The sequence below is a fragment of the Nocardia sp. NPDC050408 genome, from assembly GCF_044458905.1.
Lineage (GTDB): Bacteria > Actinomycetota > Actinomycetes > Mycobacteriales > Mycobacteriaceae > Nocardia.
Map to the genome: position 1 here is coordinate 97,690 of NZ_JBITIL010000022.1, position 26,379 is coordinate 124,068.

The 26,379-nt window shown below is 65.9% G+C and carries 23 protein-coding genes and 1 pseudogene; 12 read left to right on the forward strand and 12 right to left on the reverse strand.

The features are described 5' to 3' along the window. The 3 genes and pseudogenes from ACIBJI_RS37190 to ACIBJI_RS37200 all read right to left on the reverse strand — a co-directional run. Nucleotides 1–237: pseudogene (locus tag ACIBJI_RS37190) on the reverse strand (hypothetical protein); the annotation flags it as partial. Between the two features lie 676 nt (nucleotides 238–913). Next, nucleotides 914–1,825 (reverse strand): SDR family oxidoreductase, encoded by a 912-nt coding sequence (locus tag ACIBJI_RS37195; protein ID WP_364357392.1) that lies wholly within the window; start codon nucleotides 1,823–1,825, stop codon nucleotides 914–916. Nucleotides 1,826–1,917: 92 nt separating this feature from the next. Continuing rightward, nucleotides 1,918–2,697: an SDR family oxidoreductase gene (locus tag ACIBJI_RS37200; protein WP_364357395.1), complete on the reverse strand. Its 780-nt coding sequence runs from the start codon at nucleotides 2,695–2,697 to the stop codon at nucleotides 1,918–1,920. A 117-nt stretch (nucleotides 2,698–2,814) separates the two neighbouring features. On the opposite strand from ACIBJI_RS37200, the gene ACIBJI_RS37205 reads away from it, so the two are divergent. The 4 genes from ACIBJI_RS37205 to ACIBJI_RS37220 are packed head-to-tail and all read left to right on the forward strand — an operon-like array spanning nucleotide 2,815 to nucleotide 6,288. Further along, nucleotides 2,815–3,588 carry an enoyl-CoA hydratase family protein gene (locus tag ACIBJI_RS37205; protein ID WP_364357398.1) on the forward strand — a complete coding sequence of 258 codons (774 nt, stop codon included), beginning with the start codon at nucleotides 2,815–2,817 and terminating at the stop codon, nucleotides 3,586–3,588. Further along, complete coding sequence (locus ACIBJI_RS37210; RefSeq protein WP_396959652.1) at nucleotides 3,588–4,472, forward strand: CoA transferase subunit A; 885 nt, start codon at nucleotides 3,588–3,590, stop codon at nucleotides 4,470–4,472. The genes ACIBJI_RS37205 and ACIBJI_RS37210 overlap by 1 nt, the downstream gene beginning before the upstream one ends. Further along, a complete protein-coding gene (locus tag ACIBJI_RS37215) occupies nucleotides 4,469–5,227 on the forward strand; it encodes a CoA-transferase (RefSeq protein WP_364357404.1) in 759 nt (252 codons plus the stop codon). The genes ACIBJI_RS37210 and ACIBJI_RS37215 overlap by 4 nt, the downstream gene beginning before the upstream one ends. After that, nucleotides 5,224–6,288, forward strand: a complete 1,065-nt coding sequence (locus ACIBJI_RS37220; RefSeq protein WP_364357407.1) for a nitronate monooxygenase — start codon at nucleotides 5,224–5,226, stop codon at nucleotides 6,286–6,288. The genes ACIBJI_RS37215 and ACIBJI_RS37220 overlap by 4 nt, the downstream gene beginning before the upstream one ends. A gap of 558 nt (nucleotides 6,289–6,846) precedes the next feature. Here ACIBJI_RS37220 and ACIBJI_RS37225 read toward each other — a convergent pair. The 5 genes from ACIBJI_RS37225 to ACIBJI_RS37245 all read right to left on the reverse strand — a co-directional run bounded on the left by ACIBJI_RS37225 (nucleotide 6,847) and on the right by ACIBJI_RS37245 (nucleotide 12,015). After that, the gene (locus ACIBJI_RS37225; protein WP_396959655.1) at nucleotides 6,847–8,034 is read right to left on the reverse strand and encodes an acetyl-CoA C-acetyltransferase; all 1,188 of its coding nucleotides are present in this window, start codon (nucleotides 8,032–8,034) and stop codon (nucleotides 6,847–6,849) included. Between the two features lie 93 nt (nucleotides 8,035–8,127). Beyond that, nucleotides 8,128–8,733, reverse strand: a complete 606-nt coding sequence (locus ACIBJI_RS37230; protein WP_364357410.1) for a TetR/AcrR family transcriptional regulator — start codon at nucleotides 8,731–8,733, stop codon at nucleotides 8,128–8,130. A 171-nt stretch (nucleotides 8,734–8,904) separates the two neighbouring features. Then, nucleotides 8,905–9,633, reverse strand: coding sequence for a hypothetical protein (locus ACIBJI_RS37235; RefSeq protein ID WP_364357413.1), 729 nt, complete (start codon nucleotides 9,631–9,633; stop codon nucleotides 8,905–8,907). A gap of 460 nt (nucleotides 9,634–10,093) precedes the next feature. Beyond that, on the reverse strand, nucleotides 10,094–10,891 hold the full coding sequence (locus ACIBJI_RS37240) for an SDR family oxidoreductase (protein ID WP_364359868.1): 798 nt from the start codon (nucleotides 10,889–10,891) through the stop codon (nucleotides 10,094–10,096). Then, nucleotides 10,888–12,015, reverse strand: coding sequence for an acyl-CoA dehydrogenase family protein (locus ACIBJI_RS37245; RefSeq protein ID WP_364359874.1), 1,128 nt, complete (start codon nucleotides 12,013–12,015; stop codon nucleotides 10,888–10,890). Before ACIBJI_RS37245 ends, ACIBJI_RS37240 begins: the two co-directional genes overlap by 4 nt. 238 nt (nucleotides 12,016–12,253) lie before the next feature. Between ACIBJI_RS37245 and ACIBJI_RS37250 the strand changes: the two genes are divergently transcribed. The 7 genes from ACIBJI_RS37250 (at nucleotide 12,254) to ACIBJI_RS37280 (ending at nucleotide 19,344) form a co-directional block, all read left to right on the forward strand. Beyond that, on the forward strand, nucleotides 12,254–13,801 hold the full coding sequence (locus ACIBJI_RS37250) for a FadD3 family acyl-CoA ligase (protein ID WP_397087889.1): 1,548 nt from the start codon (nucleotides 12,254–12,256) through the stop codon (nucleotides 13,799–13,801). Further along, entirely contained in the window at nucleotides 13,801–14,691 is an 891-nt protein-coding gene (locus tag ACIBJI_RS37255; RefSeq protein ID WP_364359862.1) for an enoyl-CoA hydratase, read from the forward strand. Before ACIBJI_RS37250 ends, ACIBJI_RS37255 begins: the two co-directional genes overlap by 1 nt. Then, nucleotides 14,691–15,896: an acyl-CoA dehydrogenase family protein gene (locus tag ACIBJI_RS37260; RefSeq protein WP_364359859.1), complete on the forward strand. Its 1,206-nt coding sequence runs from the start codon at nucleotides 14,691–14,693 to the stop codon at nucleotides 15,894–15,896. The genes ACIBJI_RS37255 and ACIBJI_RS37260 overlap by 1 nt, the downstream gene beginning before the upstream one ends. Then, nucleotides 15,893–16,924, forward strand: a complete 1,032-nt coding sequence (locus ACIBJI_RS37265; RefSeq protein ID WP_397087891.1) for an acyl-CoA dehydrogenase family protein — start codon at nucleotides 15,893–15,895, stop codon at nucleotides 16,922–16,924. Before ACIBJI_RS37260 ends, ACIBJI_RS37265 begins: the two co-directional genes overlap by 4 nt. Nucleotides 16,925–16,944: 20 nt before the next feature. Further along, nucleotides 16,945–18,021, forward strand: coding sequence for an acyl-CoA dehydrogenase family protein (locus tag ACIBJI_RS37270; protein ID WP_364359871.1), 1,077 nt, complete (start codon nucleotides 16,945–16,947; stop codon nucleotides 18,019–18,021). Nucleotides 18,022–18,103: 82 nt separating this feature from the next. Then, complete coding sequence (locus ACIBJI_RS37275; protein WP_397087893.1) at nucleotides 18,104–18,553, forward strand: MarR family winged helix-turn-helix transcriptional regulator; 450 nt, start codon at nucleotides 18,104–18,106, stop codon at nucleotides 18,551–18,553. Nucleotides 18,554–18,591: 38 nt separating this feature from the next. Continuing rightward, on the forward strand, nucleotides 18,592–19,344 hold the full coding sequence (locus ACIBJI_RS37280) for a DUF427 domain-containing protein (protein ID WP_364359850.1): 753 nt from the start codon (nucleotides 18,592–18,594) through the stop codon (nucleotides 19,342–19,344). Nucleotides 19,345–19,356: 12 nt separating this feature from the next. On the opposite strand, the gene ACIBJI_RS37285 is transcribed toward ACIBJI_RS37280, so the two are convergent. Both ACIBJI_RS37285 and ACIBJI_RS37290 read right to left on the reverse strand, forming a co-directional pair. Next, the gene (locus tag ACIBJI_RS37285; RefSeq protein WP_364359847.1) at nucleotides 19,357–19,632 is read right to left on the reverse strand and encodes a VapC toxin family PIN domain ribonuclease; all 276 of its coding nucleotides are present in this window, start codon (nucleotides 19,630–19,632) and stop codon (nucleotides 19,357–19,359) included. 10 nt (nucleotides 19,633–19,642) lie between these two features. Then, nucleotides 19,643–20,563: an AraC family transcriptional regulator gene (locus ACIBJI_RS37290; RefSeq protein WP_364359844.1), complete on the reverse strand. Its 921-nt coding sequence runs from the start codon at nucleotides 20,561–20,563 to the stop codon at nucleotides 19,643–19,645. Between the two features lie 94 nt (nucleotides 20,564–20,657). On the opposite strand from ACIBJI_RS37290, the gene ACIBJI_RS37295 reads away from it, so the two are divergent. Continuing rightward, nucleotides 20,658–21,692, forward strand: a complete 1,035-nt coding sequence (locus ACIBJI_RS37295) for a saccharopine dehydrogenase NADP-binding domain-containing protein (protein WP_396959663.1) — start codon at nucleotides 20,658–20,660, stop codon at nucleotides 21,690–21,692. Between the two features lie 57 nt (nucleotides 21,693–21,749). On the opposite strand, the gene ACIBJI_RS37300 is transcribed toward ACIBJI_RS37295, so the two are convergent. Then, a complete protein-coding gene (locus tag ACIBJI_RS37300; protein WP_397087895.1) occupies nucleotides 21,750–24,362 on the reverse strand; it encodes a LuxR C-terminal-related transcriptional regulator in 2,613 nt (870 codons plus the stop codon). Nucleotides 24,363–24,443: 81 nt separating this feature from the next. Next, complete coding sequence (locus tag ACIBJI_RS37305) at nucleotides 24,444–25,733, reverse strand: adenylosuccinate synthase (protein ID WP_364359835.1); 1,290 nt, start codon at nucleotides 25,731–25,733, stop codon at nucleotides 24,444–24,446. Nucleotides 25,734–26,379: the final 646 nt, after the last annotated feature.

The window sequence follows — 26,379 nt, forward strand, 5'->3', positions numbered from 1 at the left end:
CGTTCCGGCGGCCGCTGAGCCGACGGCGGCGGAACCGGTACCGAGGATGGTGGCGACACCGGCCGAGCCGGTGCCGAGGAGTGCGCTGAGCAGACCGGTGACACCGACCGCGGCGGAACCGGCCGCTGCCGAACCCGCGGCCGAGCCGGGACCGGCGGCCGGATTCGCACCGGCTGCGGCGTCGGTCGGATCCACCGGCGAACTGACGCTCGACTGGCCCGGAATCGCCAGCGGCATCCAGAACTCGCCGTTCGAATCCGGCCTCGGACTATTCGGGTCCGTGCACTGCGGACAGGTACCCGCGGGCTGCGCCTCGGCTGAAACCCCGCCGAGTAGCACAAAGCCGGCGACAGTCGCAAGTACTGCAACCACGCGCGACGTGCGACCAACGGCCATGCGCCAGCCTTCCCTCATCGAAATAGCGCAGATCTCTTGCCCGGTCGCAACACTCCAGTTCCGGGACTTCAACGGATGGGAGCCCATAGTAAACCTCAGCCCAAATCAGCGCAGTGGCTCGGGCCACGCCGGGTATTCGACACGCCCGACAGGCCTTACGCCCGTTCTCGGTCGACCGGCCCAATCATATGTTCGGAGGTCCGGCTGCAATCCCGAACATATTTTCGCGTTGATCCCCTACCTCCGCCTGCACTAAACGGGCAGACCAGTACGTATGCCGATGCCGAGAAGACGTGAAAAAGACGTGCCCGCAGTGGAACCCGCGTCGGTCCGGCCGCCCGTGACGTCGCCACAGACCGCAGCTGGGCACCCCGCGACCAGAACACGAATCGAGGGACACGCCGACGTGCCCTAGCCGGAGAGCAGACTAGTACGGCAGTACCGTTCTGTGTGAGGTGAAGCAACCGCCGAGCGGCCTTTACAACAGCCGCCCAGCGGTGCCGGAACTATTCAGCGCTCAGGCGCCGTACACCGCCTCCGGCGGAACGGACTTCGCGATCAGATCGGCGACCACCGGGCCGAGTTCGGCGGGATTCCAGCGGGCGCCGCGGTCCACGGCGGTGCCGTGGCGCCAGCCGTCGGCCAGCGCGACCTTGCCACCCTCGACCTCGAACATCCGGCCGGTGACGGCCGCGGATTGTGAACTGCCGAGCCAGACCACGATCGGCGAGACATTCTCGGGAGCCATCGCGTCGAAGCCGTCCTCGGGTGCGGCCATGGTCTCGGCGAAGACGGTTTCGGTCATGCGCGTGCGGGCGGAGGGCGCGATGGCATTGACGGTGACGCCGTAGCGCGCGAATTCGGCCGAAGCGGTGAGGGTCAGGCCCGCGATACCCGCCTTGGCGGCACCGTAATTGCTCTGACCGACACTGCCCTGCAGACCCGCGCCGGAGCTGGTGTTGATGATGCGGGCATCGACCGGGCGGCCCGCCTTGGACTCACCGCGCCAGTACTCGATCGCATGACGCATGGTCGCGAAGTGGCCCTTGAGATGGACCCGGATCACCGCGTCCCACTCGTCCTCGCCCAGGTTCACCAACATGCGGTCGCGCACGAAACCGGCATTGTTGACCAGCACATCCAGGCCGCCGAAGGTATCGACGGCCTGGCGGATGAGATTGCGGGCGCCGTCCCAGTCCGCGACGTCGTCACCGTTGGCGACGGCCTCGCCACCGAGCGCCTTGATCTCGGCGACGACCTGTTCGGCGGGCGTCTCGCCGGTCGCCGCCCCGTCCAGCGCGGAGCCGAGGTCATTGACGACTACCCGGGCTCCGGCGGCGGCGAAGGCGAGCGCGTGCGCCCGGCCGATACCGCGGCCGGCGCCGGTGACGATGACAATGCGCCCCGCGCAGATCTGCTCGCTGTCCATAACCTATTGTGTCCTCTTCGTTTTCGGATTCGATTGTGCAGGCCAGAGCGGTCTGCTCGGCGGTGTCGTTTCGAGCGACCTGCAAGCAGTCGCTAGTGGCCGTTCGCATTCGAGGCCGCGAGGAATGCCGGGCGCTCACCGCCGCCGTGCACCAGCAGCGTCGCGCCGCTGACATATCCGGCCAGCGATGAGGTCAGGAATGCGGCGCAGCGGCCGATGTCCTCGGGGCAGGCCATCCGACCGAGCGGGATGGTCGCGCCGACGGCGTCGATACCGTCTTGATCGCCGTAGTGCAATTCGCTCAGTTCGGTGACGACCGGGCCCACGACCAGTGAATTCACCCGAACCTTCGGCGCCCATTCGACCGCGAGTGAGGAGGTCAGGCTGTCGATGCCCGCCTTGGCCGCGCCGTAGGCGGCGGTGCCCGGCGACGGTCTATGCCCGCTCACGCTGGACACCATCACGATGGAGCCGCCGCCCGGCTGCGCCTGCATCACGGCATTGGCGGCCTGCGAGACCAGCAGGGGTGCAAGCAGATTCAGCTCGATGATCTTGCTGTGGAAGTTCTTGCTGGCATCGGCGGCGAGGGCGAACGGGGCGCCGCCCGCATTATTGACCAGGTGATCGAGGCGGCCGTGCCGCGCGACGATCGCATCGACCAATCCCTGCACGGCATCGGCATCGCGCACATCGCAGGGCAGGTATTCGATCTCCCGCCCCTCGTGTTCCACCGACTCTTCACCGGGTCGTCGCGCGCATGCCACGACGGTCGCTCCAGCAGCCAAGAAGGCCCTGCTGACGCCCGCGCCCACCCCGCGCACACCGCCGGTGACCAGGACGACGTTGCCGGTGAGGTCTATTTCGAGTGCCACCGTGCTAACCTACCAAGCAACTGCTTGCTTTGCCACCCCGTAGCGACTGCTTGCAGGTCGCTCGAAAAATCAGCGCCGAGGTTATCGGCCTACCCCGGCACACAGATGGGACATGCGATGGGGATCAACCGTCACTCCGAATCAACCGGCATCACCGTGGTCACGGTCGACTACCCGCCGGTCAACGCCATACCGTCCGACGGCTGGTTCGCGCTGGCGGATGAGATCCGCGCGGCCGGGCGCGATCCGGAAACCAAGGTGGTGGTTCTGCGCGCCGAGAACCGCGGGTTCAATGCCGGTGTCGATATCAAGGAGATGCAGCGCACCCCGGGCCATCAGGCGCTGATCGACGCCAATCACGGCTGTTTCGAGGCCTTCGCGGCCGTCTACGACTGCCCGGTGCCGGTGATCGCCGCGGTGCAGGGCTTCTGCCTCGGCGGCGGCATCGGTCTGGTCGGCAACGCCGATATCGTAATCGCCTCGGATGACGCGACTTTCGGGCTGCCCGAGGTCGACCGCGGTGCGCTCGGTGCGGCCACCCATCTGTCCCGTCTGGTGCCGCAGCATCTGATGCGCGCGCTGTTCTATACCGCGAGCACCATCACCGCACAGCAGTTGCAGCACTTCGGCTCGGTGTACCAGGTGGTGCCGCGCGCCGAACTCGACGCCGCCGCACTGGAGGTCGCCAAGAACATCGCGGCCAAGGACAGCCGGGTCATCCGGGCGGCCAAGCGCGCGCTCAATGGCATCGATGTGCAGGACGTGCACCGCAGCTACCGCTACGAACAGGGCTTCACCTTCGAACTGAATCTGGCCGGTGTCGCGGATGAGATCCGTGCGCGGTTCGACGACGATCTGGCCGCACGCAAGGAAGAGAGCAAGGAAAACTGATGCGGGACAAGCGAATGTCGCTCGACGAGGTCGTGGGCGAGCTGCGCAGCGGTATGACCATCGGCATCGGCGGCTGGGGCTCGCGGCGCAAGCCGATGGCGCTGGTGCGGGCCATCCTGCGCTCGGATATCACCGATCTGACCGTGGTCAGTTACGGCGGACCCGATCTCGGTCTGCTGTGTTCGGCGGGCAAGGTGCGCAAGGCGTATTACGGCTTCGTCTCGCTGGATTCGCCACCGTTCTACGATCCGTGGTTCGCCAAGGCACGCACCTCCGGTGCATTGGTGGCGCGCGAGATGGACGAGGGCATGTTGAAGTGCGGGCTGGAGGCGGCGGCCGCGCGACTGCCGTTCCTGCCGATCCGCGCCGGACTGGGATCCGATGTCGTCAATTTCTGGGATGGCGAGCTGAAGACCGTCGCATCGCCGTATCCGGACGGCGACGGACGAACCGAAACGCTGATCGCGATGCCCGCACTGAATCTCGATGCGGCGCTTGTGCATTTGAATATCGGCGATAAGCACGGCAATGCGGCCTACACCGGTGTCGATCCGTATTTCGATGACCTGTACTGCCTGGCCGCCGAGCGTCGCTACGTATCGGTGGAGCGGGTGGTGGAGACCGAGGAGCTGGTGAAAGCCGTTCCACTGCAGTCGTTATTGCTCAACCGGCTGCTGGTCGACGGTGTGGTCGAGGCGCCCGGCGGCGCGCACTTCACCCTGGCCGCCGATAGCTACGGCCGCGACGAGAAGTTCCAGAAGCATTATGTGGAGTCGGCCAAGACGCCGGAGTCCTGGCAGCAGTTCGTCGACAGATATCTGGCGGTCTCCGAGGACGAATATCAGGCCGCCGTTCGCGAGTTCGCACAGGAGGTGTCGAAGTGACGACAACCGAAACCATTACGCGGGCTGAGATCTGCGCCATCGCCTGCGCCGAGATCTTCAGCGGCGCCGGGGAAATCATGGCCTCGCCGATGTCGCCCATGACGATCATCGGCGCGCGGCTGGCCAAGTTGACCACCGAACCGGATCTGCTGCTCTCCGATGGCGAGGCGCTGTTGTTCGCCGACACTCCCCCGTTGGGCGGTAAGGCGCCGATCGAGGGGTGGATTCCATTCCGCAAGGTCTTCGATGTGGTCGCCTCCGGTCGGCGCCATGTGGTGATGGGGGCCAATCAGCTCGATCGGTTCGGCAATCAGAACCTGTCGGCATTCGGTCCGTTGCAGCAGCCAACCCGGCAGATGTTCGGTTCGCGCGGTGCGCCGGGCAACACCATCAATCATCCGACCAGCTACTGGGTCTCGCGGCATACGCGTCGGGTGTTCGTCGATCAGGTGGATATCGTCTCCGGCGTCGGCTACGACAAGGTCGATCCGGCCAATCCGGCGTATCGGTTCCACCACCTGCACCGGGTGGTCACCAATCTGGGCGTCTTCGATTTCGGGGGGCCAGACCACACGATGCGGGCACGCAGTCTGCATCCGGGCGTCACGGCCGATGAGGTCGCCGAGAACACCTCGTTCGAGATCGCCGGACTGGCGGAGGCTGGTCAGACCCGCCTGCCGTCCGCGGAAGAGCTGCGGTTGATCCGGGATGTGCTCGATCCCAAGAAGGTTCGGGAATCCGAGGTGCCGTCATGAGCGCTCTGCGGACACCGCTGACCGAGTTGGTCGGCATCGAACATCCGATCGTGCAGACCGGTATGGGCTGGGTGGCCGGGCCGAGTCTGGTGTCGGCGACCGCCGAGGCCGGTGGACTCGGGATTCTGGCCTCGGCCACCATGACATTCGCCGATTTGGAAGCCGCGATCGCGAAGACAAAGGCGCATACCGACAAGCCGTTCGGCGTGAATATCCGCGCGGACGCCACGGATGCGCCCGAGCGGATCGATCTGTTGATCCGGGAGAAGGTGGCCGTCGCGTCCTTCGCGTTGGCACCGAAGCAGGAACTCATCGCCAAGCTGAAAGATGCCGGTGTGGTGGTTATTCCATCGATCGGCGCGGCCAAGCACGCGGTGAAAGTCGCGTCCTGGGGTGCCGATGCGGTGATCGTGCAGGGCGGCGAGGGCGGTGGGCATACCGGTCCGGTGGCGACCACGCTGCTGCTGCCGTCGGTGCTGGATGCTGTCGATATTCCGGTTGTCGCGGCGGGTGGATTCTTCGACGGACGTGGTCTGGCCGCCGCATTGGCCTATGGCGCGGCGGGTGTCGCGATGGGGACACGCTTCCTGTTGACCAAGGAGAGCACCGTGCCCGACGCGGTCAAGCAGGAGTATTTGAAGCGGCAACTGCAGGACACCGTGGTCTCGCTCAAGGTCGACGGTATGCCGCACCGGGTGCTGAATACCGAACTCGTTGATCGCCTGGAACATTCGGGGCGCTGGCGGGGGCTGGCCGCAGCCGTCTCCAATGCGGCGAAGTTCAAGGGTATGACCGGTATGAAGTGGTCGACCATGGTCCGCGACGGGCTGGCCATGCGAAAGGCCAAGGATCTCAGCTGGTCTCAGGTCGTCATGGCCGCAAATACCCCGATGCTGCTGCGCGCCGGACTCGTCGAGGGCAATACTCACGCGGGCGTACTCGCCGCTGGCCAGGTCACCGGCATCATCGACGACCTGCCCACCTGTAAGGAACTCATCGACCGCATCGTCGCCGACGCCGTCACGCGGATCGACAGCATTGCCGCGCTGACCGCGGGCTGACGCGTTTCGCGCGGCCTGCGGAGGTTGTCGCGTTCGGGTTCATTGGGCTGCGGTGGGTCCTGTTGTCCTGCATTGACATCTCGGAATTCGGCTGTCCCGGGATGGTTTGCCGTCCCGGGGTTTACCCGGGCCGTGCTGGGCACGTCGTGTGCCGTATCCGGCTTAGTTCCCGGAGTTCGTGCACACAGGCCCACAGCCTCCGGCCCAGTCGGCCAGCTGTGATTGCGTTCTCGAGCGCTACGAGGCGGGTCAAAGGTTGTTGCATCTGGGGATTCGAGCAACCTTTTGACTCGCCTTGATGGGCTGAACAGTCATTTGGCTCGCCTCGATGAGGCGGGGCGTACGGGGGCGTGCCCGATCGGTGTCGTGGGTTCTCAAATGGTGGGCGCGGCTTGGTATTACAACCACCATTCAACTGCTCCTCAATGGAGCTAGCCACCTGACCCGCAACGATGAGGCAGGGCCGCTGGGCTTGCCGGATGGTGTCGAGGGCAGCCGAATGGTTGTTGTGGCATGTGTTGCCAGCCGCCATTCGACTACCGTCGATGGAGTGGACTGCTAGCTGAGGCGTTCGATGATGGTGACGTTAGCGGTGCCGCCGCCCTCGCAGATGGTGAGCAGGCCGTAGCGGCCGTTGCGGCGTTCCAGCTCGTTCAGCAGGGTGGCGAAAAGCTTTGCGCCGGTGGCGCCGAGCGGATGGCCGAGGGCGATCGCACCACCGTTGACGTTCACCTTCTCCGGGTCCGCACCGGTCTCGCGCAGCCAGGCGAGCACGACCGGGGCGAAAGCCTCGTTGATCTCGACGACATCGATATCGTCGATGGTCAGACCGGTCTTCTCCAGCGCCCACTTGGTGGCCGGAATCGGGCCGGTGAGCATCATGATCGGGTCGGCGCCGCGGGCGCTCACGTGGTGGATGCGGGCGCGCGGGCGCAATCCGTATTCCGCGACAGCCCATTCGGAGGCGAGCAGGGTCGCGCTCGCGCCGTCGGAGATCTGGCTGGCGATCGCGGCGGTCAGCGTGCTGCCCTCGACGAGAACAGGCAGCGACGCCATTTTCTCGAGCGAGGTCTCGCGTGGACCCTGGTCGATCCAGAAATCACCGACCGGCACGATCTCGCCGTCGAAGCGGCCGTTCTTGATGGCATCGCGAGCGCGCTCATGGCTGCGCAATGCCCAGCGCTCCATCTCTTCTCGGCTGATATCCCACTTGTCGGCGATCAGCTGCGCGCCGTTGAACTGTGAAACCTCGGCGGTGCCATAGCGATGGTCCCAGCCGTGCGCACCGACGAAGGGTGCGTCGAAACCATATTCCTTGCCGGCCAACATGGCTGCCGAGATCGGGATGGCGCTCATATTCTGCACACCACCTGCGACGATCACCTCGGCGGTGCCGCTCATAATCGCCTGCGCACCGAAATTGATGGCCTGCTGGGAAGATCCGCACTGCCGGTCGACAGTGACACCCGGAACTTCCTCCGGATAACCGGCGGCCAGCCACATCGTGCGGCCGATATTGCCCGCCTGCGGACCGATATTGTCCACACAGCCGACGATCACATCGTCGACCACCGCCGGATCGATGGGGTTGCGATCCAGCAGCCCACGCAATGCGGCCGCGCCGAGATCGGCCGGATGCACCGCGGCCAGTGCGCCATTGCGCTTGCCGACCGGGGTGCGCACCGCGTCGATCACATAGGCATCCCGCAGCGGGGCGTACGGGCGGCGAGCGGATGGTGCTGACATGGAGAACTCCTACTTGGTGTTGCCCGGCGGCAGCGACGGGCCCGGAGGCGGTAGCTCGCGTAACCACGGAGGGTCCACGACCGCCGAGATCGACTAAGGCACGGTTAGACCGTCGAGCACGATGGTCAGGTACTGCTTGGCGAGGTTCTCGACGGTGATCGAGCCGCCGGGCTCGTACCACCGCACCGCAACCCACACCGTGTCCCGGAGGAACCGGTAGGCCAATTCGACGTCGAGTTCCGGCCGGAAGCTGCCGTCCTCGACGCCGTTGGTCAACACCCGGTGCCACAGCTCGCGGAATTCGCGGTTGTAGTCGGCGATATAGGTGAACCGCTCCGAATCACGCAGGCGCTTGGCCTCGGCCTGATAGATCGCCACCGCGGCGTGCGAACGGTCGAATGATTCGTAGGACGCGATCACCAAGGCTTCCAAGGTATCTCGCGAACTGAGCCCGGCGGTCACGATCTCCCGATACCGCCCGAACAGATCGTCGAGGAAGCCGCGCAGGATCTCGTCGACCATCGACTCCTTGGAATCGAAGTGGTGATACAGGCTCCCCGATAGAATCCCGGCCGCATCGGCGATATCACGCACGGTGGTCGCACGCAGTCCGCGCTCGGCGAACAGTTGGGCCGCCAGTGCGAGCAATTCATTGCGCCGTGCTGATTTCGAGGCGTCTGGTGCGGTCACACGGCTCATAATACAACCAAGCATTTGCTTGGTCTAGCGGCGGCTGGTCCGCCTCCCCGAATCTTCAGGCGCCAGACTCGACCTCCGCGAGACCAGCACTGGCGAGCAGCGGTATTCAGTGGAGTTCAGTTAGCCCGACGACTCACCCATGTGCTAGCCAAATCAGTCCTTCGGGAGGCATCAGCGCATCGAATAGCGCAGTGGTGAAGACACCGACAGGTCCGCCAGCAGTCGATCGCAGATGACGACCGGGGAAACGCCCGCCCGCGCCATCCGCGCCACCAGCGCGAGTCTGCGTTCACAGCTGTCCCATTCGACGGTCAGCGGGCCGCGATCCGGGCCCGCGTCGACAGTGGCCATGACACGCGGTGGACCGAAGGGGACCTGCTCCTCGATGAGCTTGAGGATCATGCCGCGCTGCCAGGCCCGGTAGGTATCCATATCCGCGCCGACGACAAGCTTGTCCGTGGCCGCGCACAGGCCCTGGGCGATCTCGTCGGCGAGTGCCCCGCGATCGAAGCGGTACTTGCGGCATTTGCGAATGACGTCGAGCAGATCCGCTCGCACCTCACACAACAGCGCCGTCTGCCGCCGCCGTCTACGGTCCTGCTCGGATCCGAGCAATGCGGCACCGAGCCCGATGCGGCAGGCACGTTCGTAATCGCGCGCCATATCGGCACGCAACGCACCGCGCGGATCGCGAGCGACCTCGGATTCGTCGATCGCGTATTGCTCGAGAATCTGAGCGGCCCGGGTCGCGGTCGTGCGCTCAGAGGTGTGGTTCATGAGTTCGGCACCGAAGGTGAGCGCGGCGAGCACCATGCTGTCCAGCCGTCGCCTGGCCAGCACGACTTCGCGCACCAATTCGAGTTCCAGTTGTTCGCGGGCCTGTGGGCGATCCAGCCCCATAGCCATCGCCCCTTAGGGAAGTACGAGATTCGGCCACCCCCAGCATTGCACACCCGGACACCCTGCGTCCCGGCCTTTTTACCTGATCAGGCTGTGTTTGATGGCCGCGCCTGCGGCGCGGCGGGTTCGCGGCCCCCGGGTGTCTCGCGTCCGAGCCGTCGAGACTCGCGCCTGCGGCGCATGCGCTTCGACGGCTCGGACGCGAGACGGGCCGCGAACTCCTCGCTCGTAACACCCGCTCCGCGGACATCACCTCGAACAGACAAGTCGACACCCCATGCACCACCACCCGACACTCGCGCGGGCCGCGCTTCGACGACTCGGACGCGAGACGGGCCGCGAACAGTCGCTCGTAACACCCGCTCCGCGGACATCACCTCGAACAGACAGGTCGACACTCCATGTACCGCCCACCGGCCGACACTCGCGGGGCGCGCTTGGACGACTCGGCTGAGGCTGATCAGGCGCGCTGGCTACTGACCGACACCACTTCGCCGGTGAGGTAGGTGGTGTAGTCACTGGCCAGCATGGCGATGGTGGCGGCGACTTCCCAGGGTTCGGCGGCGCGGCCGAAGGCTTCGCGCTCGGAGAGGCGATCGAGCAGTTCGGTCGAGCTGACCTTGTCCAGGAAGGCGTGCCTGGCGATGCTCGGGGCGACGGCATTGATTCGGACGCCGAGTTCGGCGGCCTCGACGGCGCTGCAGCGGGTCAGGGCCATGACGCCGGCCTTGGCGGCGGCGTAGTGGGCCTGGCCGTATTGTGCCCGCCAGCCGAGCACGCTGGCGTTATTGACGATGACGCCGCCGTGGCCCGCATCCCGGAAGTAGCCGAGCGCGGCGCGGGTGCAGCGGAAGGTGCCGTTGAGGGTGATGTCCAGCACGCGGTCCCACTGCTCGTCGGTCATATCGACGACCGGGGTCTCGCCGCCGAGTCCAGCATTGTTGACCATGATGTCGATGCGACCCAAAGCGGTTGCGGCACCACGAATCAATTCGTTGACCTGTTCGGTGCTCTGCACATCGCACGCGATCGAGGCGACCCGGCGCTCGGGGAATTCGGCCTTCAGCTCGACCTCGGTTTCGGTGAGACGCCGCTCATGCCAGTCGGATACGACGACATCGGCGCCCTCCGCGAGCAACCGGCGCGCGGTGGCGGAGCCGATGCCGGTGCCCGCCGCGGCGGTGATCACGGCATTGCGTCCGGTCAGCAGGCCGTGCCCCGGAATAGGCTGCGGCGCAATAGAAAGCGGTCCGTTCATGGGCGAGCCTCCCGCGGCAGGCCGAGCACACGCTCGGAGATGATATTGCGCTGCACTTCGTTCGAACCTCCGTAGATCGTGTCGGCGCGGGTGAACAGATACAGCCGCTGCCATTCGTTGAGATCGTGCTCATCGGCCACCAGACCGGCGGGACCGAGCACGGCCATGGCCAATTCGCCGAGGCCCCGATGCCAATTGGCCCACAACAGCTTCGAAACCGAGGCCTGGCCGCCGTCGTCGGCGGTGCTGTCCTGCATGGTGCGCAGCGCGTGGGCGCGCAGGACGCGCAGGCCGACCCATGCCTTATCGATGCGATCGGCGATCAATGGATCGTCGGCCGCGCCGGTGCGACGGGCCAATGCTTCGATGTCGGCCAGTTCGCGGGCGAATCGGATCTGCTGGCCGAGCGTGGAGATACCGCGCTCGAAGGTGAGCGTGCCCATGGCGATGCGCCAACCGTCACCGGGTTCGCCGACGACCAGGTCCGCGGCGGTGCGGGCATTGTCGAAGAAGACCTCGTTGAATTCCGAGGTGCCGGTCAGCTGGATGATCGGACGGACCTCGATACCCGGCTGATGCATCGGAACCAGCAGGTAGGACAGGCCTTTGTGCCGGGTCGAACCCTTTTCGGTGCGTGCGACGACGAAGCACCAGTCGGCCACATGGGCCAGCGAGGTCCAGATCTTCTGGCCGTTGACGGACCATTCATCACCATCGAGCTGGGCGCTGGTGGTGATGGCCGCCAGGTCCGAGCCCGCACCGGGTTCGGAATAGCCCTGGCACCACAGCTCGGTCACATTCCGGACGCCCGGCAGGAACCGTTCCTTCTGCGCCTGGGTGCCGAAGGCCAATACCGTCGGGCCGAGCAATTCCTCACCGACGTGGGAAACCCGGGCCGGCGCATTCGCTTTGGCGTACTCCTCATGGAAGATCACCTGCTGGCGCACCGAGGCCTCGCGCCCGCCCCACTCCTTGGGCCAGCCGAGGCAGGTCCATCCGGCGGCGGCTAGATGCCGGTCCCAGGCGAGGCGTTCCTCGAAGGCCTCGTGTTCGCGGCCGGGCCCGCCGAGTCCGCGTAGCGCACGGAACTCGCCATCGAGGTTCTCGGCCAACCACTCGCGCACTTCTGCGGAAAACCGCGCGTCCTGTGCGGCAGGATTGTCTGCACCGTCCTGCCCTGCGCTTTTCCCGGCCCCCTGCCCTGCGGGCCCACCCGCCGTGGGCCCGCCCCCCTTGTCGGAATCTGATGCCTGGATCGCAACCACGCCGGTAGGATAACCTACCAAGCACTTGCTTTGTTAGAGCCAAACCGCTTTTATCGAGCAAAGGCAGCAAAAGACCCCGCCAACGGTGAGGACACCCGTGACAACCCCTGCACAAACGACACCCATGGCACTGCACGATGCCGCGCGCACCTTCGGCACCGCGCCCGCCCTCGGCGACGGCGAGATGCGGCTGGATTGGGCGCAGTTGCTCACGGCGGTGCAGGAGGTGGCGCGGGCGCTCATCGCGCGCGGTATGCAGTCGGGTGACCGGGTCGCCATGTGGTCACCGAATACCTACCACTGGGTGATCGCGGCACTGGGCGCCCACTACGCGGGCGCGGCACTGGTGCCATTGAATACCCGCTACGTCGCGGATGAGGCCGCCGACGTACTGGAGCGGGTCGAGGCCAAGGCGCTGTTCATTGCCGGAACCTTCCTCGGCCGGGATCGGTTGGCCGAATTGCGTGCCGCCGCACCGGAATTGCATATCGATACGGTGGTGGTCATTCCGGTCGAGTCGGATACCGCCGATCCCAGCGCGCTGAACTGGTCGCAGCTGGCGGGACTAGCCGAATCTGTCCCGCTGGCCGATGCGGTGCAGCGCGCCGAAGGCGTCGACCCCGAGGATATTTCCGACATCCTGTTCACCTCTGGCACCACCGGACGCAGCAAGGGCACGTTGGTCGCGCATCGGCAGGCACTGTCGGTGGTGCGGGCCTGGGCCGAATGCACCACCCTCAACAGCTCCGATCGGTATCTGGTGGTGAGCCCGTTCTTCCACAACTTCGGTTACAAGGCGGGCATTCTCGCGTGCCTGGCGACCGGCGCGGCGATCATTCCGCAGGCGACCTTCGATGTGCCGGTGACCATGCGATTGGTCGGCGAAGAGAAAATCACGGTACTGCCCGGACCGCCGACCATCTACCAGACGATCCTGGACTTCCCGGACCGGGATAACTACGACCTGAGCACATTGCGGGTCGCCGTAACCGGCGCCGCGACCGTACCCGTGGTGCTGGTCGAGCGCATGCGTTCGGAACTCGACTTCGACGTCGTCATCACCGGCTACGGACTGTCCGAGGCCTCCGGATTCGGCACCATGTGCCGCGCGGACGACGATGCCGCGACCATCGCGGGCACCTGCGGCCGTCCGATCGCCGATTTCGAACTGCGGCTCAGCGAGCAGGGCGAGGTGCTGCTGCGCGGCCCGAATGTCATGCTCGGCTACCTCAACGATCCGGAAAGCACCACCGAAACCATCGATACCGACGGCTGGCTGCACACCGGTGATATCGGCACGATCGACGAGCGCGGCTATCTGAAGATCACCGATCGACTCAAGGACATGTACATCTCCGGCGGGTTCAATGTGTATCCGGCGGAGGTGGAACAGGCGCTGGCCCGGCTCGACGGGGTTGCCGAATCGGCAATCGTCGGGGTGCCGGATACCCGAATGGGCGAGGTGGGCAAGGCATTTGTGGTGCGCAAGCCGGGCGCGGCGCTGACCGAGGAGCAGGTGCTCGCACATGCGAGCACGGTGCTGGCGAATTTCAAGGTGCCGCGGTTCATCGAATTCCGGGACCAATTGCCCTATAGCGCGGCCGGGAAAGTGCTGAAACGTGAGCTACGTGAGGAGAAGTCGTAATGTCCGAGATCCCCTATGAGCCGGACGTGGTCACGTATGAACGGCGGGGTCGAGTCGCCATCGTGACGCTCAACCGGCCCGACTACCGCAATGCGCAGAACTCGGTGATGACCTACGCCATCGACGCCGCCTTCGAGCGTGCGGTCGAGGATCCCGAGGTCGGCGTAATCGTCCTGGCGGGCAATGGAAAACACTTCAGCGCCGGGCACGATATCGGCACTCCCGGCCGTGATCACCATGTGCGCTACCAGAACAAGGCCGCACTCTGGTGGGATCACGTCGACAAGGTCGGCGGTGACCAGCGCTTCGCGCGCGAGCTCGAGGTGTACCTCGGCATGTGCCGGCGCTGGCGGGAAATTCCGAAGCCGACCATTGCCATGGTGCAGGGCGCCTGCATCGCGGGCGGGCTCATGCTGGCCTGGGTCTGCGATCTGATCATCGCCTCCGATGACGCCTTCTTCTCCGATCCCGTTGTGCGCATGGGCATTCCGGGCGTGGAGTACTTCGCGCACCCGTGGGTGATGGGCCCGCGCGCGGCGAAGGAGTTCCTGTTCACCGGGGACCGCTTCGATGCGGCGCAGGCCAAGGAATGGGGCATGGTCAATCGCGTCGTAGCGCGCGACCAGCTCGAAACCGAAACCCTCGCACTGGCCGAAAAGATCGCCACCATGCCGCAATTCGGGCTCGCGCTGACCAAGAAGGCGGTCAATCAGGCCGAGGATCTGATGGGGATGCGGGCGGGTATGGATTCGGTATTCGGCCTGCACCACTTCGCGCATGCGCACAATGCCGAGGTCGGCGCGGATTCGCTCGGCGGTATGAACGCAAAGTCGATGAAGGCCGATGCGACGACCGCGGCCTCGACGTCCGAGCAGAACGGGACAACGTAGTGGATCTGGATCTCGATCAGGCGACACAGGAATTCCAGCGCGAAGTTCGCGAATTTCTCGCCGCCAACAAACCCGCGAAACCGCTGCCTTCGATGGATACCGAGGCCGGGTTCGAGGCGCATCGCGAATGGGAGCGCACACTCGCCGAGGCGCGGCTGTCGGTCGTCGCCTGGCCGCAGGAGTACGGCGGACGCGATGCCTCGCTGCTGGAGTGGGTGCTCTTCGAGCAAGAGTATTACGCCGCGGCGGCGCCGGGGCGGGTCAGCCAGAACGGCATATTCCTGCTGGCACCAACGCTTTTCGAACATGGAACGCCGGAGCAGCTGGAACGGATCATGCCGCGGATGGCGCGCGGTGACGATATCTGGGCGCAGGCCTGGTCCGAGCCGGAGGCGGGCAGCGATCTGGCCGGTATCCGCTCGACCGCGCGGCGCACCAGCGGCGGCTGGCTGCTGAGCGGCCAGAAGACCTGGAGTTCGCGAGCATCATTCGCGGATTGGGCATTCGGGCTGTTCCGCAGCGATCCCGACGCGGCGGATGCGGGGCCCTCCATGGTTACGCAGGCTGCCGCCTCCGAGCCTGACCGCAGCCGCCGGGGTCGGCATCGCGGACTCACCTATGTGATGTTCCCGCTGTCCGCGGATGGTATTTCCGTGCGGCCGATTCCGCAGTTGGATGGGGAGCCGGGATTCGCGGAAATCTTCCTCGACGATGTCTTCGTACCGGATCGCGATGTGATCGGCGCACCCGGCGACGGCTGGCGGGTCGCGATGAGCACGTCGAGCAACGAGCGTGGACTGTCGCTGCGGTCCCCCGGACGCTTCAGCGCCACCGCGCAGCGGCTCGTCGATCTCTGGCTCGACACCGGCGACCGAACCAATACCGCACAGCGAGATGCGGTGGTGGACGCCTGGATCGGCAGCGAAGCCTATCGGCTGCACACCTTCGGCACGGTCACCCGGTTGAACGAGGGCGGCAAGCTGGGCGCGGAATCCTCGATCACCAAGGTGTTCTGGTCCGAACTGGACATCGCCATGCACGAGACCGCGCTGGAGGTACTCGGCGGTGCAGCCGAGCGGTCCGGGCCTTGGACCGACGGCTACCTGTTCTCGCTGTCCGGCCCGATCTATGCCGGTACCAATGAGATTCAGCGCAATATCATCGCCGAGCGGCTGCTCGGACTACCGAGAGGGAGCAGCCGATGAGATTCGCGCTCAGCCAGGAACAACTCGACTTCGGCACCAGCCTGCGCAAACTGCTCGATGCCGGACGGACTCCCGCCGCCGTACGCAACTGGGCCGCGGGCGATCCCCGGTCCGGACGTGGGCTCATCCGGCAGCTGGCCGGTGCGGGTGCGCTCGGTCTCGCCGTCGAGGAGCGGCACGGCGGTGTCGGCGCGGAGCCGATCGATCTGGTTGTCGCATTCCAGGAAATCGGCCGCGCCGCCGCACCCGGTCCGCTGGTCGAGACGGCGGCCGCGGTACCCGCTCTGCTGCAAGCCCTTCCGAATACCGAATTGGCCGAACGCTGGCTGCCCGGGTTCACGGAGGGTGCTGCGCTCGGCACGTTGGCATTCACTTCACCCGATCACGGCACGGTCGCATTGGATGCGGATGCCGCCGAGGTGGTGCTGATCGCCGACGGTAATCAGCTCCGCACCGGACATCGCGCGGGGCTGGTGCGATCAGTCGATCCGGCGCGGCGACTGTTCGTCATCGAATCCGATGCTGTTGTCGCCGAGGGGCAGCAGGTGCTCGAGGCCGTTGCGGCCGCCTTCGATACCGGTGCGCTGGCCAATGCGGCGCAGCTGCTCGGTGCGGGACGGGCACTACTGGCTGCGGCGACGGAATATGCCAAGCAGCGCAGGCAGTTCGGTAAGCCGATCGGCGAATTCCAGGCCGTGAAGCAGAAGTTGGCCGATGTGCTGATCGGGCTGGATCTGGCCGAACCGCTGCTCTACCGGGCGGCATTGACAATGGGTGAAGCCACGCGCGGTCGCGATGTTTCGGCTGCCGTGATCGCCTGCGGTGATGCGGCTTATCGGGCGGCTCGGGCTGCCCTGCAGGTGCACGGCGCGATCGGGTACACCGCCGAGTACGACCTGTCGCTGTGGTTGACCAGGGTGACAGCGCTCCGGTCGGCCTGGGGCACAACGGATCTGCATCGTTCCCGAATTGCCCGCGCGCTGCGCGATGAGGCTGTGCAGGACCGGGCTTTGCGAGGTATGAAATGAGCGCATCGCGTAGCGATTCGATGGGGGGCGGTCGGGCGACGGGTGGGCCCACCACCGAACACCAGGAATTCGTCGCTTCGGTCCGGGCGCTGCTCACCAAGCATGCCGGATCCGCCGCGGTACGCGCGGCAATGGATACCGAACTCGGCTACGACGAGAAGCTGTGGCGGCTGTTGTGCGAGCAGGTCGGCGTGGCGGCGCTTGCGATTCCGGAGGAATACGGCGGGTTCGGTGCCAGCCTGGTCGAATCCCTGCTGGTGGTAACCGAATTGGGGCGCACGCTGGCCGGGGTGCCAATGCTCGGTTCAGCCGTGCTCGGTGCGCAGGCGGTGCTGTTGTCCGGCGACCGTGCGGCGTGTGAGCGGCTGCTGCCCGAAGTTGCCGAAGGTACTCGCACGCTCGCGGTGTGCTGGGCGGGCACCGGTGGTTGGGCCGAGCCGGGTGTGCGTTCCGAAAACGGAACGCTTTCCGGCACAGCACATTACGTGCTCGATGGGTTGCATGCCGACACCCTTCTCGTTGTGACTTCTGACGGCCTGTTCGAGGTCGAGTCGGGTGCCGCGGGCGTGACGCGTCGCGCGGTCGCGACCATGGATCCCACTCGCAAGCTGGCCGAAATCACGTTTGCGACGGTTCCGGCGCGGCGGCTCGGTTCGGCGGATCCGGCGCTCATCGTCCGCCTGCATGAAATCGCTTGGGCCGCAGTGGCTGCTGAACAGGTCGGTGCCGCGGAACGGTGTCTGGAGATGACGGTCGAGTACGCCAAGTCCCGGGTGCAGTTCGGACGGCCGATCGGCAGTTTCCAGGCGCTCAAGCACCGCATGGCGGATATGTATGTGCTGGTGGAGTCGGCCAAATCCGCGTCCTATGCGGCAACGGTCGCCGTGGCGGAGCAGAGCTCGTCGGCCGCGGAGGATGTCTGGGCGGCGCGGACGCACTGTTCGGAGACGTTCACGACCATCGTGGCCGAGATGGTGCAGTTGCACGGCGGCATCGCCATTACCTGGGAACATGACGCGCATTTGTTCTTCAAGCGCGCGCACGGTGATGCGCAGTTGTTCGGGCAACCGCACAGGCCGCTGCCACAACCCGCCTGATATCCCCGCTCCGCTACCGACCGCGCACACCCTGGCCATAGATAGTTAGCGTATGTAATAATATTGTGTGCAGCGGGCTCAGGTGGCAACAGCAGATGACATCGTGGTCAACCTCCTCGTCACCGCGGGCCGGCTGACCCGGCTGGCCGGGGTGATCAGCGGCGACGACCTGCCGCGAGCCGTGCTGCGCGCACTTGCGGTGCTCGACGAACACGGCGCGGTGCGCGTCAGCGAATTCGCTCGCATCGATCGATGTTCACAGCCGGCGGCAACGGCGCTGATCGGCAAGCTCGTCGTGGATGGATACGCCTCCCGACGCAAGGATCCGGATGATTCCCGGGCCGTCGTCGTCGAGCTCACCCCGGCCGGACGCACTCGTTTGACACATGCCCGCGCCGCCTTCGGCGAGGCGATGGCGGCGAAGCTCACCGGTTTCGATATCGAACGGTTGGCCCGGATGGAAAGCGATATGAAGGAACTGCTGGAGGCACTGAAGAAGTCGGTGCCGCGGCATCTGTCCACGTCGCGATAGCCGATTCGACTGGTCGGACCGGAGTACGGTCGGAGAGTATGACCGATGAGAAGCGTGGCCGAGTCAAGGTAGCGACCAGCCAGAAGCGAGTCCGGGTCTACCTCGGCGGCCAGTTGGTCGCCGACACCGTCCGTCCGGTCCTGGTCTGGGAGAGTCCGCACTACCCGACCTACTATCTGCCCGTCGCGGATCTGCACGCGAAACTCGAGCCGAACGGCACCAGCGCGAAATCCCCGAGCCGTGGCACCGCGACCGGCTACGACGTGATCGTCGACGGCACCACCGCTGCTGGAGCCGCCGTTCGCTACCACGACTCCCCGTTCACCGAACTGAACGACTTGGTGCGCCTGGACTGGAACGCCATGGACGAATGGTTCGAAGAGGACGAGCCGGTCTACGTCCACCCGCGCGATCCGTACACCCGCGTCGACATCCTCGCCAGCTCCCGCCATATCCGCGTCGAGATCGACGGCACCACCGTCGCCGACTCGCACTCCCCGCGCATCCTCTTCGAAACCGGCCTCCCGGCAAGGTATTACCTCCCCCTGACCGATGTCCGCCAAGACCTACTGAAGCCCTCCGGCACCCACACCAGCTGCCCCTACAAGGGCACCGCCGACTACTGGACCGTCCACATCGACGGCAAGGACTACCCGGACATCGTCTGGGGCTACCGCACCCCACTGCCGGAAAGCCAGAAGATCGCGGGCCTGGCCTGCTTCTACAACGAAAAGGTCGACATCTACCTGGACGGCGAACTCCAAGACCGCCCGAACACCCCGTTCAGCTGACCGCTTGCCGCATCAGATCGCGACAATATCGAGCATGCTCTCGAGCCCACGGAAATCCTTACCGTTGCGCGTGTAGAGCGGCAGCCCGCGGGCCGACGCTATCGCCGCAATCAGCAGGTCCATCCTGCGCGGTTCGGGATCTCGCTTCGCCGCAATGGTCAACGCCACCAAAGTGCCGTACCGCGTAGCTGCGTCCGCGTCGAACGGCAGCGGATCGAAGTCCACCCGTAGCACAACGGCCAGCGTTCGCCAGTCCTGGCGTGCGGCAACCACCGTGGGTGTGAGCAAACTCGGCTGATCAGACCGCGATCAGTGGAGGCTGGTCCTCGGCGCGGCGGTATTGGCCAGGAGCTTGGCCGTATTCGCGTTTGAAGGCCTTGGCGAAGGCGAATTCTGAGGTGTAGCCGACCTTACGGGCGATGGTGCCGAGCGGGCTGTCGGTGTCGCGGAGCAGGCGGGCGGCGGTGAGCATGCGCCAGCGGGTGACGTAGGCCAACGGCGGTTCGCCGACCGTGGCGGTGAAGCGGCGGGCCAGGGTGGCTCGGGAGACGCCCGCGATATCGCTGAGGTCGGGGACCGTCCAGGTGCGAGCCGGCGCCTCGTGCACGGCGCGCAGCGCGGCCGCGACCGCCGGATCGGCGAAGGCGCCCGCCCAACCGGTGGCGGGTTCGCCGACGGCCTGCTCGTCGAACCAGGCGCGCAGCATGAACAGGAGCAGGGTCTCCAGAATGGCGGGCACGGCGGCATCGCTGCCCTGTTTCGGCTCGGCGACCTCTGCGGCGAGCAGGTCGACGGCGGCTCGCAAGGACGGGTGACGACCGGGACGTGCTGGCAGATGGATGAATTCGGGAAGTTCGTCGAGCAGCGGGTGGCTGCGTTGCCTGCCGAGTTCATATGCGCCACAGAGCAGGGCGGTACGCGCACCTGGTCCGGTGATCTCGCGCGGCTCCCCCGGTTGCGCCTTCTCGGTGACCGCACTGTCCAGGCGGTCGAGTAAGTCGTGGTCGGCACCGCGCGGCATGAAAAGAACGTCGCCGACACCGAGCGCGATGGGCTCACCGCCGGTCGGCACCGCCACGCACGAACCCTGCAGCACCACATGGAAACCCGCGCCGGGGACGACCGGATAGGCGCGGCCCCACGGCGCGTGCCGGATGAACAGGCCGGAGGTCGGGTTGCCGGTGCGGATGGCGGCGATGGTTTCGCTGAGGATGTCCACCTGATCACCATACTCTCCGCAGTGAGCGTTTCAGACATCACCCAGCGCGGATCAGCCATTCATTTACGCACATATGATCCATAATGTCGTACTCATGACAACGACGAAGATTGCCGTCTACGGCGCGACCGGCCACACCGGCAGCTACCTGCTCACCGAATTACACCGGCGCGGGATTGACCCGATCCTGGTCGGCCGCAGTGCCTCTCGAATGCGGGCGGCGGCCGAGGCAGCCGGGGTCCCGGACGCCGAGATCCGAGTCGCGACACTCACCGATCACGACGCCCTGGTCGCCGCCTTCACCGGCGCGGACGCCGTCATCAGCAGCCTGTCCGCGTATGTGCACAATGGCGAGCCGGTACTCGCGGCAGCCATCGCGGCCGGGGCGCACTACACCGATCTGTCCGGCGAACAGCTTTTCCTGAAGCGGGTTTTCGACGAGTACGGTGCGAAGGCCGAGGCCGCGGGCGTCACGGTGATCCCCGGTATCACCGATAACAATGTGGCGGGCGACTTGCTCGCCCACCTGACCGCGCGCCGACTGACCGGACCGGTCGAGATCGTGCTCAGCCATCTGAGCAAGAGCGGTGGCAACGGTTCCAAGGGCAGCGCGAAAACGGTCTTCGCCAGCCTCGACTGGTTCCGCGGCGGCGGCTGGCACTTCCAGGACGGCGAACTGCGCACCGGCACCGCCGCCCGGCACGCCGAGATGACATTCCCCGGCCACACCGCGGCCACGACCGTCACGAAATTCCCGCAGCCGCCGGTGATCACTATCCCCAGACACACCGATGTGTCGTACGTGGAAGGCGTCCTGGACATCGCCATCCACGACCTCCTTGGCTCATTCACCGAGGAAATCATCGAATCGCTCCCTGCCGAGCCGAGCTCCGACCTCCGCTACGACGTGGTCGTGGATGCCTATGACACCAACGGGCATTCGGCCCGTGGTGTCGTCAGCGGCGTCGACTCCTACCGCGATTCAGCTTTGGAAGCGGTAGAAATCGCAGTGCGCCTGGCCGACGGAACAACCAAGCCCGGCACCTTGTCCGTAGCCGAAGCCTTCGATGCCGAAGAACTCCTCGATGCCCTCGTCCGCTTCGACATCACCTGGCGCATCACTGAATAACGCCGCCGTGATTCAAACAAGCGTCCGCACCGACGACCGACCGGCAGCCCGCGGAAGTCAGCTCGCTCCCCCGCCGGAGGATTCGCCGCGCATCAGCGCCCCGAGTGACTCGCGGTCGGTGACGTCCATCTTGATGCAGGCTCGGTAGAGGTGCCCCTCGACCGTGCGGACGGAAACGGTGAGGCGATCGGCGATTTGACGGTTGGACAGCCCTGCCGCAACAAGATTCGCGATTTCACGTTCACGGGAGGTCAGTGGCAGGGGCTGAGCCGCTTGACGCAGAGCTGGCGTGCTCGCACCACCGCACGCCGCGGCGAGACGGTTTGCGGTGGCGGCGGATTCGAGCAGGCGACGGCGGTCACCGGCGCGTTCATGGGCGGATGCGGCCTGGGCGGCGGCATCGGCGGCCGAGAGCATGGCGCCGATGCGCTCGAATTCGGCTGCGGCCGCGTCCAGTCCGGGTCCGTCGTGCGCGGCGAGTGCCACCGCGTGATGGGCCTGGACCTGCACCAGGCTCCCGTCGACCCGGGCGGCCAGGTCGGCGAGTCGCCCTGCCACGGCATGGTCGCCGAAGCGTGCGGCGGTATGCAGTGCCATGGCCTCGATGGCGTGCTGATGTGCGCGCGCCGCAGCGTCGGCGGCGCCCATGGCCAATCGGATGGCGGGGGTGACGGTGCCCTCCGCGGCGGCCGCGCAGGCGCGCGCGAGTTCCAACTGCGGGTCGTAGACCGCGCTGTGCCTGCCACCGCGAGCGGCCGCCTCGGCAATGGATTCGGCCGCCTCCGCCGGTCGGCCGAGCGCCGAATATGCCTCGGCCAGACGGATTCTCGCCGGAATATGCCAGGCGGCGGCGCCCTCGGCGGTGAGCGCGGCCAGTGCCTGTTCGAGATGTTCGATACCGTCCAGGAAGCGGCCCTGCGCCACGTCGACGCTGCCCTGCAAGATCTTCGACATGCCCCACGCCAGGTACTGGCCCGGTGCCGAATAGCCGAAATACCCTGTGGCACGACGGCGTGCGGCCTCGAGATCACCGGTGCAGATCAGCGCGAGCACCTCGGCATGGGTCGAGATGAACCGGTTGAGTCCATCGATATGCGACTCCACCTGATGCCCGCGGGCCGCGTACTGACGCGCTGCCTCACCCTTACCCATCAGCGCCAGCGCCAGGCCGCCGCCGAAGGCCGCCCACCAAACCGCCCACGGCGGTGCGCCTTCGGTCTCCATCACCGACTCGGCCCCGGAAAACGCGTCCTCGAGCAGATTTTCGTGGACCGCACACGCTGCGGCCAAGCCCTCGAAGGTGGCAATGATCTTCGGATGCTGCACCTTGCCACGCAGCATTGCGAGCACCTCGTCGGCACGCTCGGCATCACCCATGGCCCAGAACAGATTCGAGACCCGGGTGCTGCCCCAGCGGCCCAGTTGGACCTCGTTCATCTGATCCGGGTCGAAGCTGGCGAGGGTGCGCTCGGCCTCGATGCGATGGCCCTGCCACAGCAGCGCCCGAGCCAGCAGATCCGCGGCCTCCACCCCGCCGCGACGTTCCACGGCGGCCCTGGCGAAACGCTCACCGAGCGGCAGATTGGCCAGCCCGATCGCATCGGCGGCGGCCGCCTCGAAGAGTTCGAGATCGGCGGATTTATCACTGTCCAAAGCCAATTCGGCCAACCGGATGCGGTCCGGCGCGGAATTGATCGGCCGTTCCCTGAGCGAGGAGTACAGCCGACCGCGCAGCCGCCGGGCCGAGGCGATGCCGAGCCGGCGCCGGATGACCTCACCGAACAGCGGATGGTTGTAGCGCACGATCAACTGGTGGGTGTTCTCGACAACCCTGATCAGTCCGCGGGTTTCGGCGGCCTCCACGGCCTCCTCGCCCGCCAGTTCGGAGAGCACGTCGAGATCGATTGGCTCGCAGAAGGTGAGCAGTTCGAGCACCCGCAGCACCGGTTCGGGCAGCTGCTCCACCCGATCCTCCAGTAGCGCAGCCAATTCCGAGGTCACCGCAGCCCGGCCGCGTAGCTGCCAGACGCCGTTCACCTGACGCAGCGAGCCCGCCTCCAGCGCGCCCTCCACCAAATGCCGGAGGAACAGAGCGTTTCCGCCGGAGGACTCCCACATCAGGTTGGCGGTGAAGCCCTCCAACTGCCCGCCGAGCATCGACTCGACCAGATCGACGCTCTGCTGCTGGGTGAACGGAGTGAGGTCGATGCGCAGCAGATGGCCGTCTTTCCATAACGAGGTGACCGCATCTGGCACCTGCACCCCGCTGCGCACGGTCGCGACGATATGGGCGGCCTTATCGATGGCCAGCTGCAACAGCAGTGTGGCCGAGAGCTGATCGAGCAGATGCGCATCGTCGACACCGATGATCGCGTGTCCGTCGGCGAGCAGCGCCTCGCGCGCGGCGGACATGAATGTCACCGGATCGTGCGCCGTATAAACGCCGACCATATGGGCGAATACGCCCAATGGGATGCTGCGGGCCGATTCCGTACCCGCCACCCACCGGACATTGCCGCCTACCGCGGCCGTCGCCTGTCTCGCCAGCGTCGTCTTCCCGACTCCGGCGTCGCCCGTCAATACCGCACCGACATATTCAGTTCCGGTGAGTGCCGCGCGGATCGCTTCGAACTCGGTCTCGCGCTCGATAATCGGCCAGTTCCGAGCCATAGCTCTTACTGTAGTTCGTCACGGATCATGATCGAGGACAACGAACCATGAACGGCCGCACCAGCTCAGCTGTTTCGGCCGCTAACCGAGTACGTCGTGGCGGACAATGGTCTGGTCACGCCCCGGTCCGACGCCGATACAGGAGATGCGGGCGCCGGACAACTCCTCCAGGCGCAAGACATAGGCCTGGGCGTTGGCAGGCAATTCCTCGAACGTCTTCACGTGTGAAATGTCTTCCCACCAACCGGGCATCTCTTCGTAAATCGGCTTGGCGTGGTGGAATTCGGTCTGTGTGGTCGGCATCTGCTCGACCCGCTTGCCGTCGATTTCGTAGGCGACGCAGATCGGCACCCGCTCCAGACTCGACAAGACGTCCAGTTTGGTGAGGAAGTAGTCGGTGACCCCGTTGACCCGGGTCGCGTAGCGCGCGATGACCGCATCGAACCAGCCGCAGCGGCGGGCCCGGCCGGTGGTCACGCCGACCTCACCACCCTGCTTGGCCAGGAATTCGCCGAAATTGTCGAATAGTTCGGTCGGGAACGGACCCGAACCGACGCGGGTGGTGTAGCACTTCAGGATGCCGAGCACGGTCGTGATCTTGTTCGGTCCGACGCCCGCGCCGACCGCCGCACCGCCCGAGGTCGGGTTGGACGAAGTCACATACGGATAGGTGCCGTGGTCCACATCGAGCAGTGTGCCCTGCGACCCCTCCAGCAGGACGGTCTCGCCGCGCTCCAGCGCCAGATTCAGTTCCAGGCGGGTATCGGCGATGCGGTGCTTGAAACTGTCTGCCTGTCCGAGGACCTCATCCACCACCTGCTGCGGGTCCAACGCGCGCCGGTTGTAGATCTTCACCAGGACCTGGTTCTTGAACTCCAGGGCCGCCTCGACCTTCTGGGTCAGGATCTTCTCGTCGAGCACATCGGCAACGCGCACGCCGACGCGGGCGACCTTGTCCTGATAGCACGGACCGATGCCGCGACCTGTGGTGCCGATTTTCTTATTGCCGAGGAAGCGTTCTGTGACCTTATCGATGGCCACGTGGTACGGCATGATCAAGTGCGCGTCGGCCGAGAGCAGCAGGCCGGAGGTGTCGACGCCGCGCTCCTCCAGTCCGGCCAGCTCTGCGAGCAGGACGCCGGGATCGACCACGACACCATTGCCGATTACGTTCGTCACGCCCGGCGTGAGAATCCCGGACGGGATCAGATGCAGTGCGAACTTGTCCCCATTGGGCAGAACGACCGTGTGGCCGGCGTTATTGCCGCCTTGGTACCGGACCACCCACTGCAACCTGCCACCGAGCAGATCGGTCGCTTTGCCCTTACCCTCGTCGCCCCATTGGGCGCCGATCAGGACGATTGCCGGCATGGTCGTGTCTCCTACGGTTCGACGCGCAACACTCGTGTGCTGCAGCTACCTGCCGTATCGAGGCGGTGGCCGGAAGCACAGTCTACCCAACGCCCAACCGGGTCCTGCGTCCGTCTGGATCGCAGCGAGGGTTGCCCACTCACAGTCCACCACGGAGTAAGCCTTACGAGCGACCGTTCGCGGCCCGTCTCGCGTCCGAGCCGTCGAAGCGCATACAACAAAGTCGCGAGTCTCGACCATCCAGCACCCGCGCACACCAACTGCCGAACGCCCCACCATCACCAACCACCACGGAGCGAGTCTTACGAGCGACCGTTCGCGGCCCCTCTCACGTCCGAGCCATCGAAGCGCAGGCAACGAAGTCACGAGCCTCGACCATCCAGCACCCGCGCACCGGATGCCGAACGCCCCGCATCACCAACCTCAACGAAGCAAGTCTTACGAGCGACCCATTCGCGGCCCCTCTCACGTCCGAGCCATCGAAGCGCAGGCAACGAAGTCACGAGCCTCGACCATCCAGCACCCGCGCACCGGATGCCGAACGGCCCCGCCATCACCAACCACCACGGAGCGAGTCTTACGAGCGACCCGTTCGCGGCCCGTCTCGCGTCCGAGCCGTCGAAGCGCATGCGACGAAGTCGCGAGT

Excerpts from the sequence above, each read along its gene's own strand:
- ACIBJI_RS37195 (WP_364357392.1), bottom strand. The coding sequence starts at position 1,825 with ATGGACAGCGAGCAGATCTGCGCGGGGCGCATTGTCATCGTCACCGGC.
- ACIBJI_RS37205 (WP_364357398.1), top strand. The coding sequence starts at position 2,815 with ATGGGGATCAACCGTCACTCCGAATCAACCGGCATCACCGTGGTCACG.
- ACIBJI_RS37210 (WP_396959652.1), top strand. The coding sequence starts at position 3,588 with ATGCGGGACAAGCGAATGTCGCTCGACGAGGTCGTGGGCGAGCTGCGC.
- ACIBJI_RS37220 (WP_364357407.1), top strand. The coding sequence starts at position 5,224 with ATGAGCGCTCTGCGGACACCGCTGACCGAGTTGGTCGGCATCGAACAT.
- ACIBJI_RS37225 (WP_396959655.1), bottom strand. The coding sequence starts at position 8,034 with ATGTCAGCACCATCCGCTCGCCGCCCGTACGCCCCGCTGCGGGATGCC.
- ACIBJI_RS37230 (WP_364357410.1), bottom strand. The coding sequence starts at position 8,733 with ATGAGCCGTGTGACCGCACCAGACGCCTCGAAATCAGCACGGCGCAAT.
- ACIBJI_RS37235 (WP_364357413.1), bottom strand. The coding sequence starts at position 9,633 with ATGGGGCTGGATCGCCCACAGGCCCGCGAACAACTGGAACTCGAATTG.
- ACIBJI_RS37240 (WP_364359868.1), bottom strand. The coding sequence starts at position 10,891 with ATGAACGGACCGCTTTCTATTGCGCCGCAGCCTATTCCGGGGCACGGC.
- ACIBJI_RS37255 (WP_364359862.1), top strand. The coding sequence starts at position 13,801 with ATGTCCGAGATCCCCTATGAGCCGGACGTGGTCACGTATGAACGGCGG.
- ACIBJI_RS37265 (WP_397087891.1), top strand. The coding sequence starts at position 15,893 with ATGAGATTCGCGCTCAGCCAGGAACAACTCGACTTCGGCACCAGCCTG.
- ACIBJI_RS37270 (WP_364359871.1), top strand. The coding sequence starts at position 16,945 with ATGGGGGGCGGTCGGGCGACGGGTGGGCCCACCACCGAACACCAGGAA.
- ACIBJI_RS37280 (WP_364359850.1), top strand. The coding sequence starts at position 18,592 with ATGACCGATGAGAAGCGTGGCCGAGTCAAGGTAGCGACCAGCCAGAAG.
- ACIBJI_RS37295 (WP_396959663.1), top strand. The coding sequence starts at position 20,658 with ATGACAACGACGAAGATTGCCGTCTACGGCGCGACCGGCCACACCGGC.
- ACIBJI_RS37300 (WP_397087895.1), bottom strand. The coding sequence starts at position 24,362 with ATGGCTCGGAACTGGCCGATTATCGAGCGCGAGACCGAGTTCGAAGCG.
- ACIBJI_RS37305 (WP_364359835.1), bottom strand. The coding sequence starts at position 25,733 with ATGCCGGCAATCGTCCTGATCGGCGCCCAATGGGGCGACGAGGGTAAG.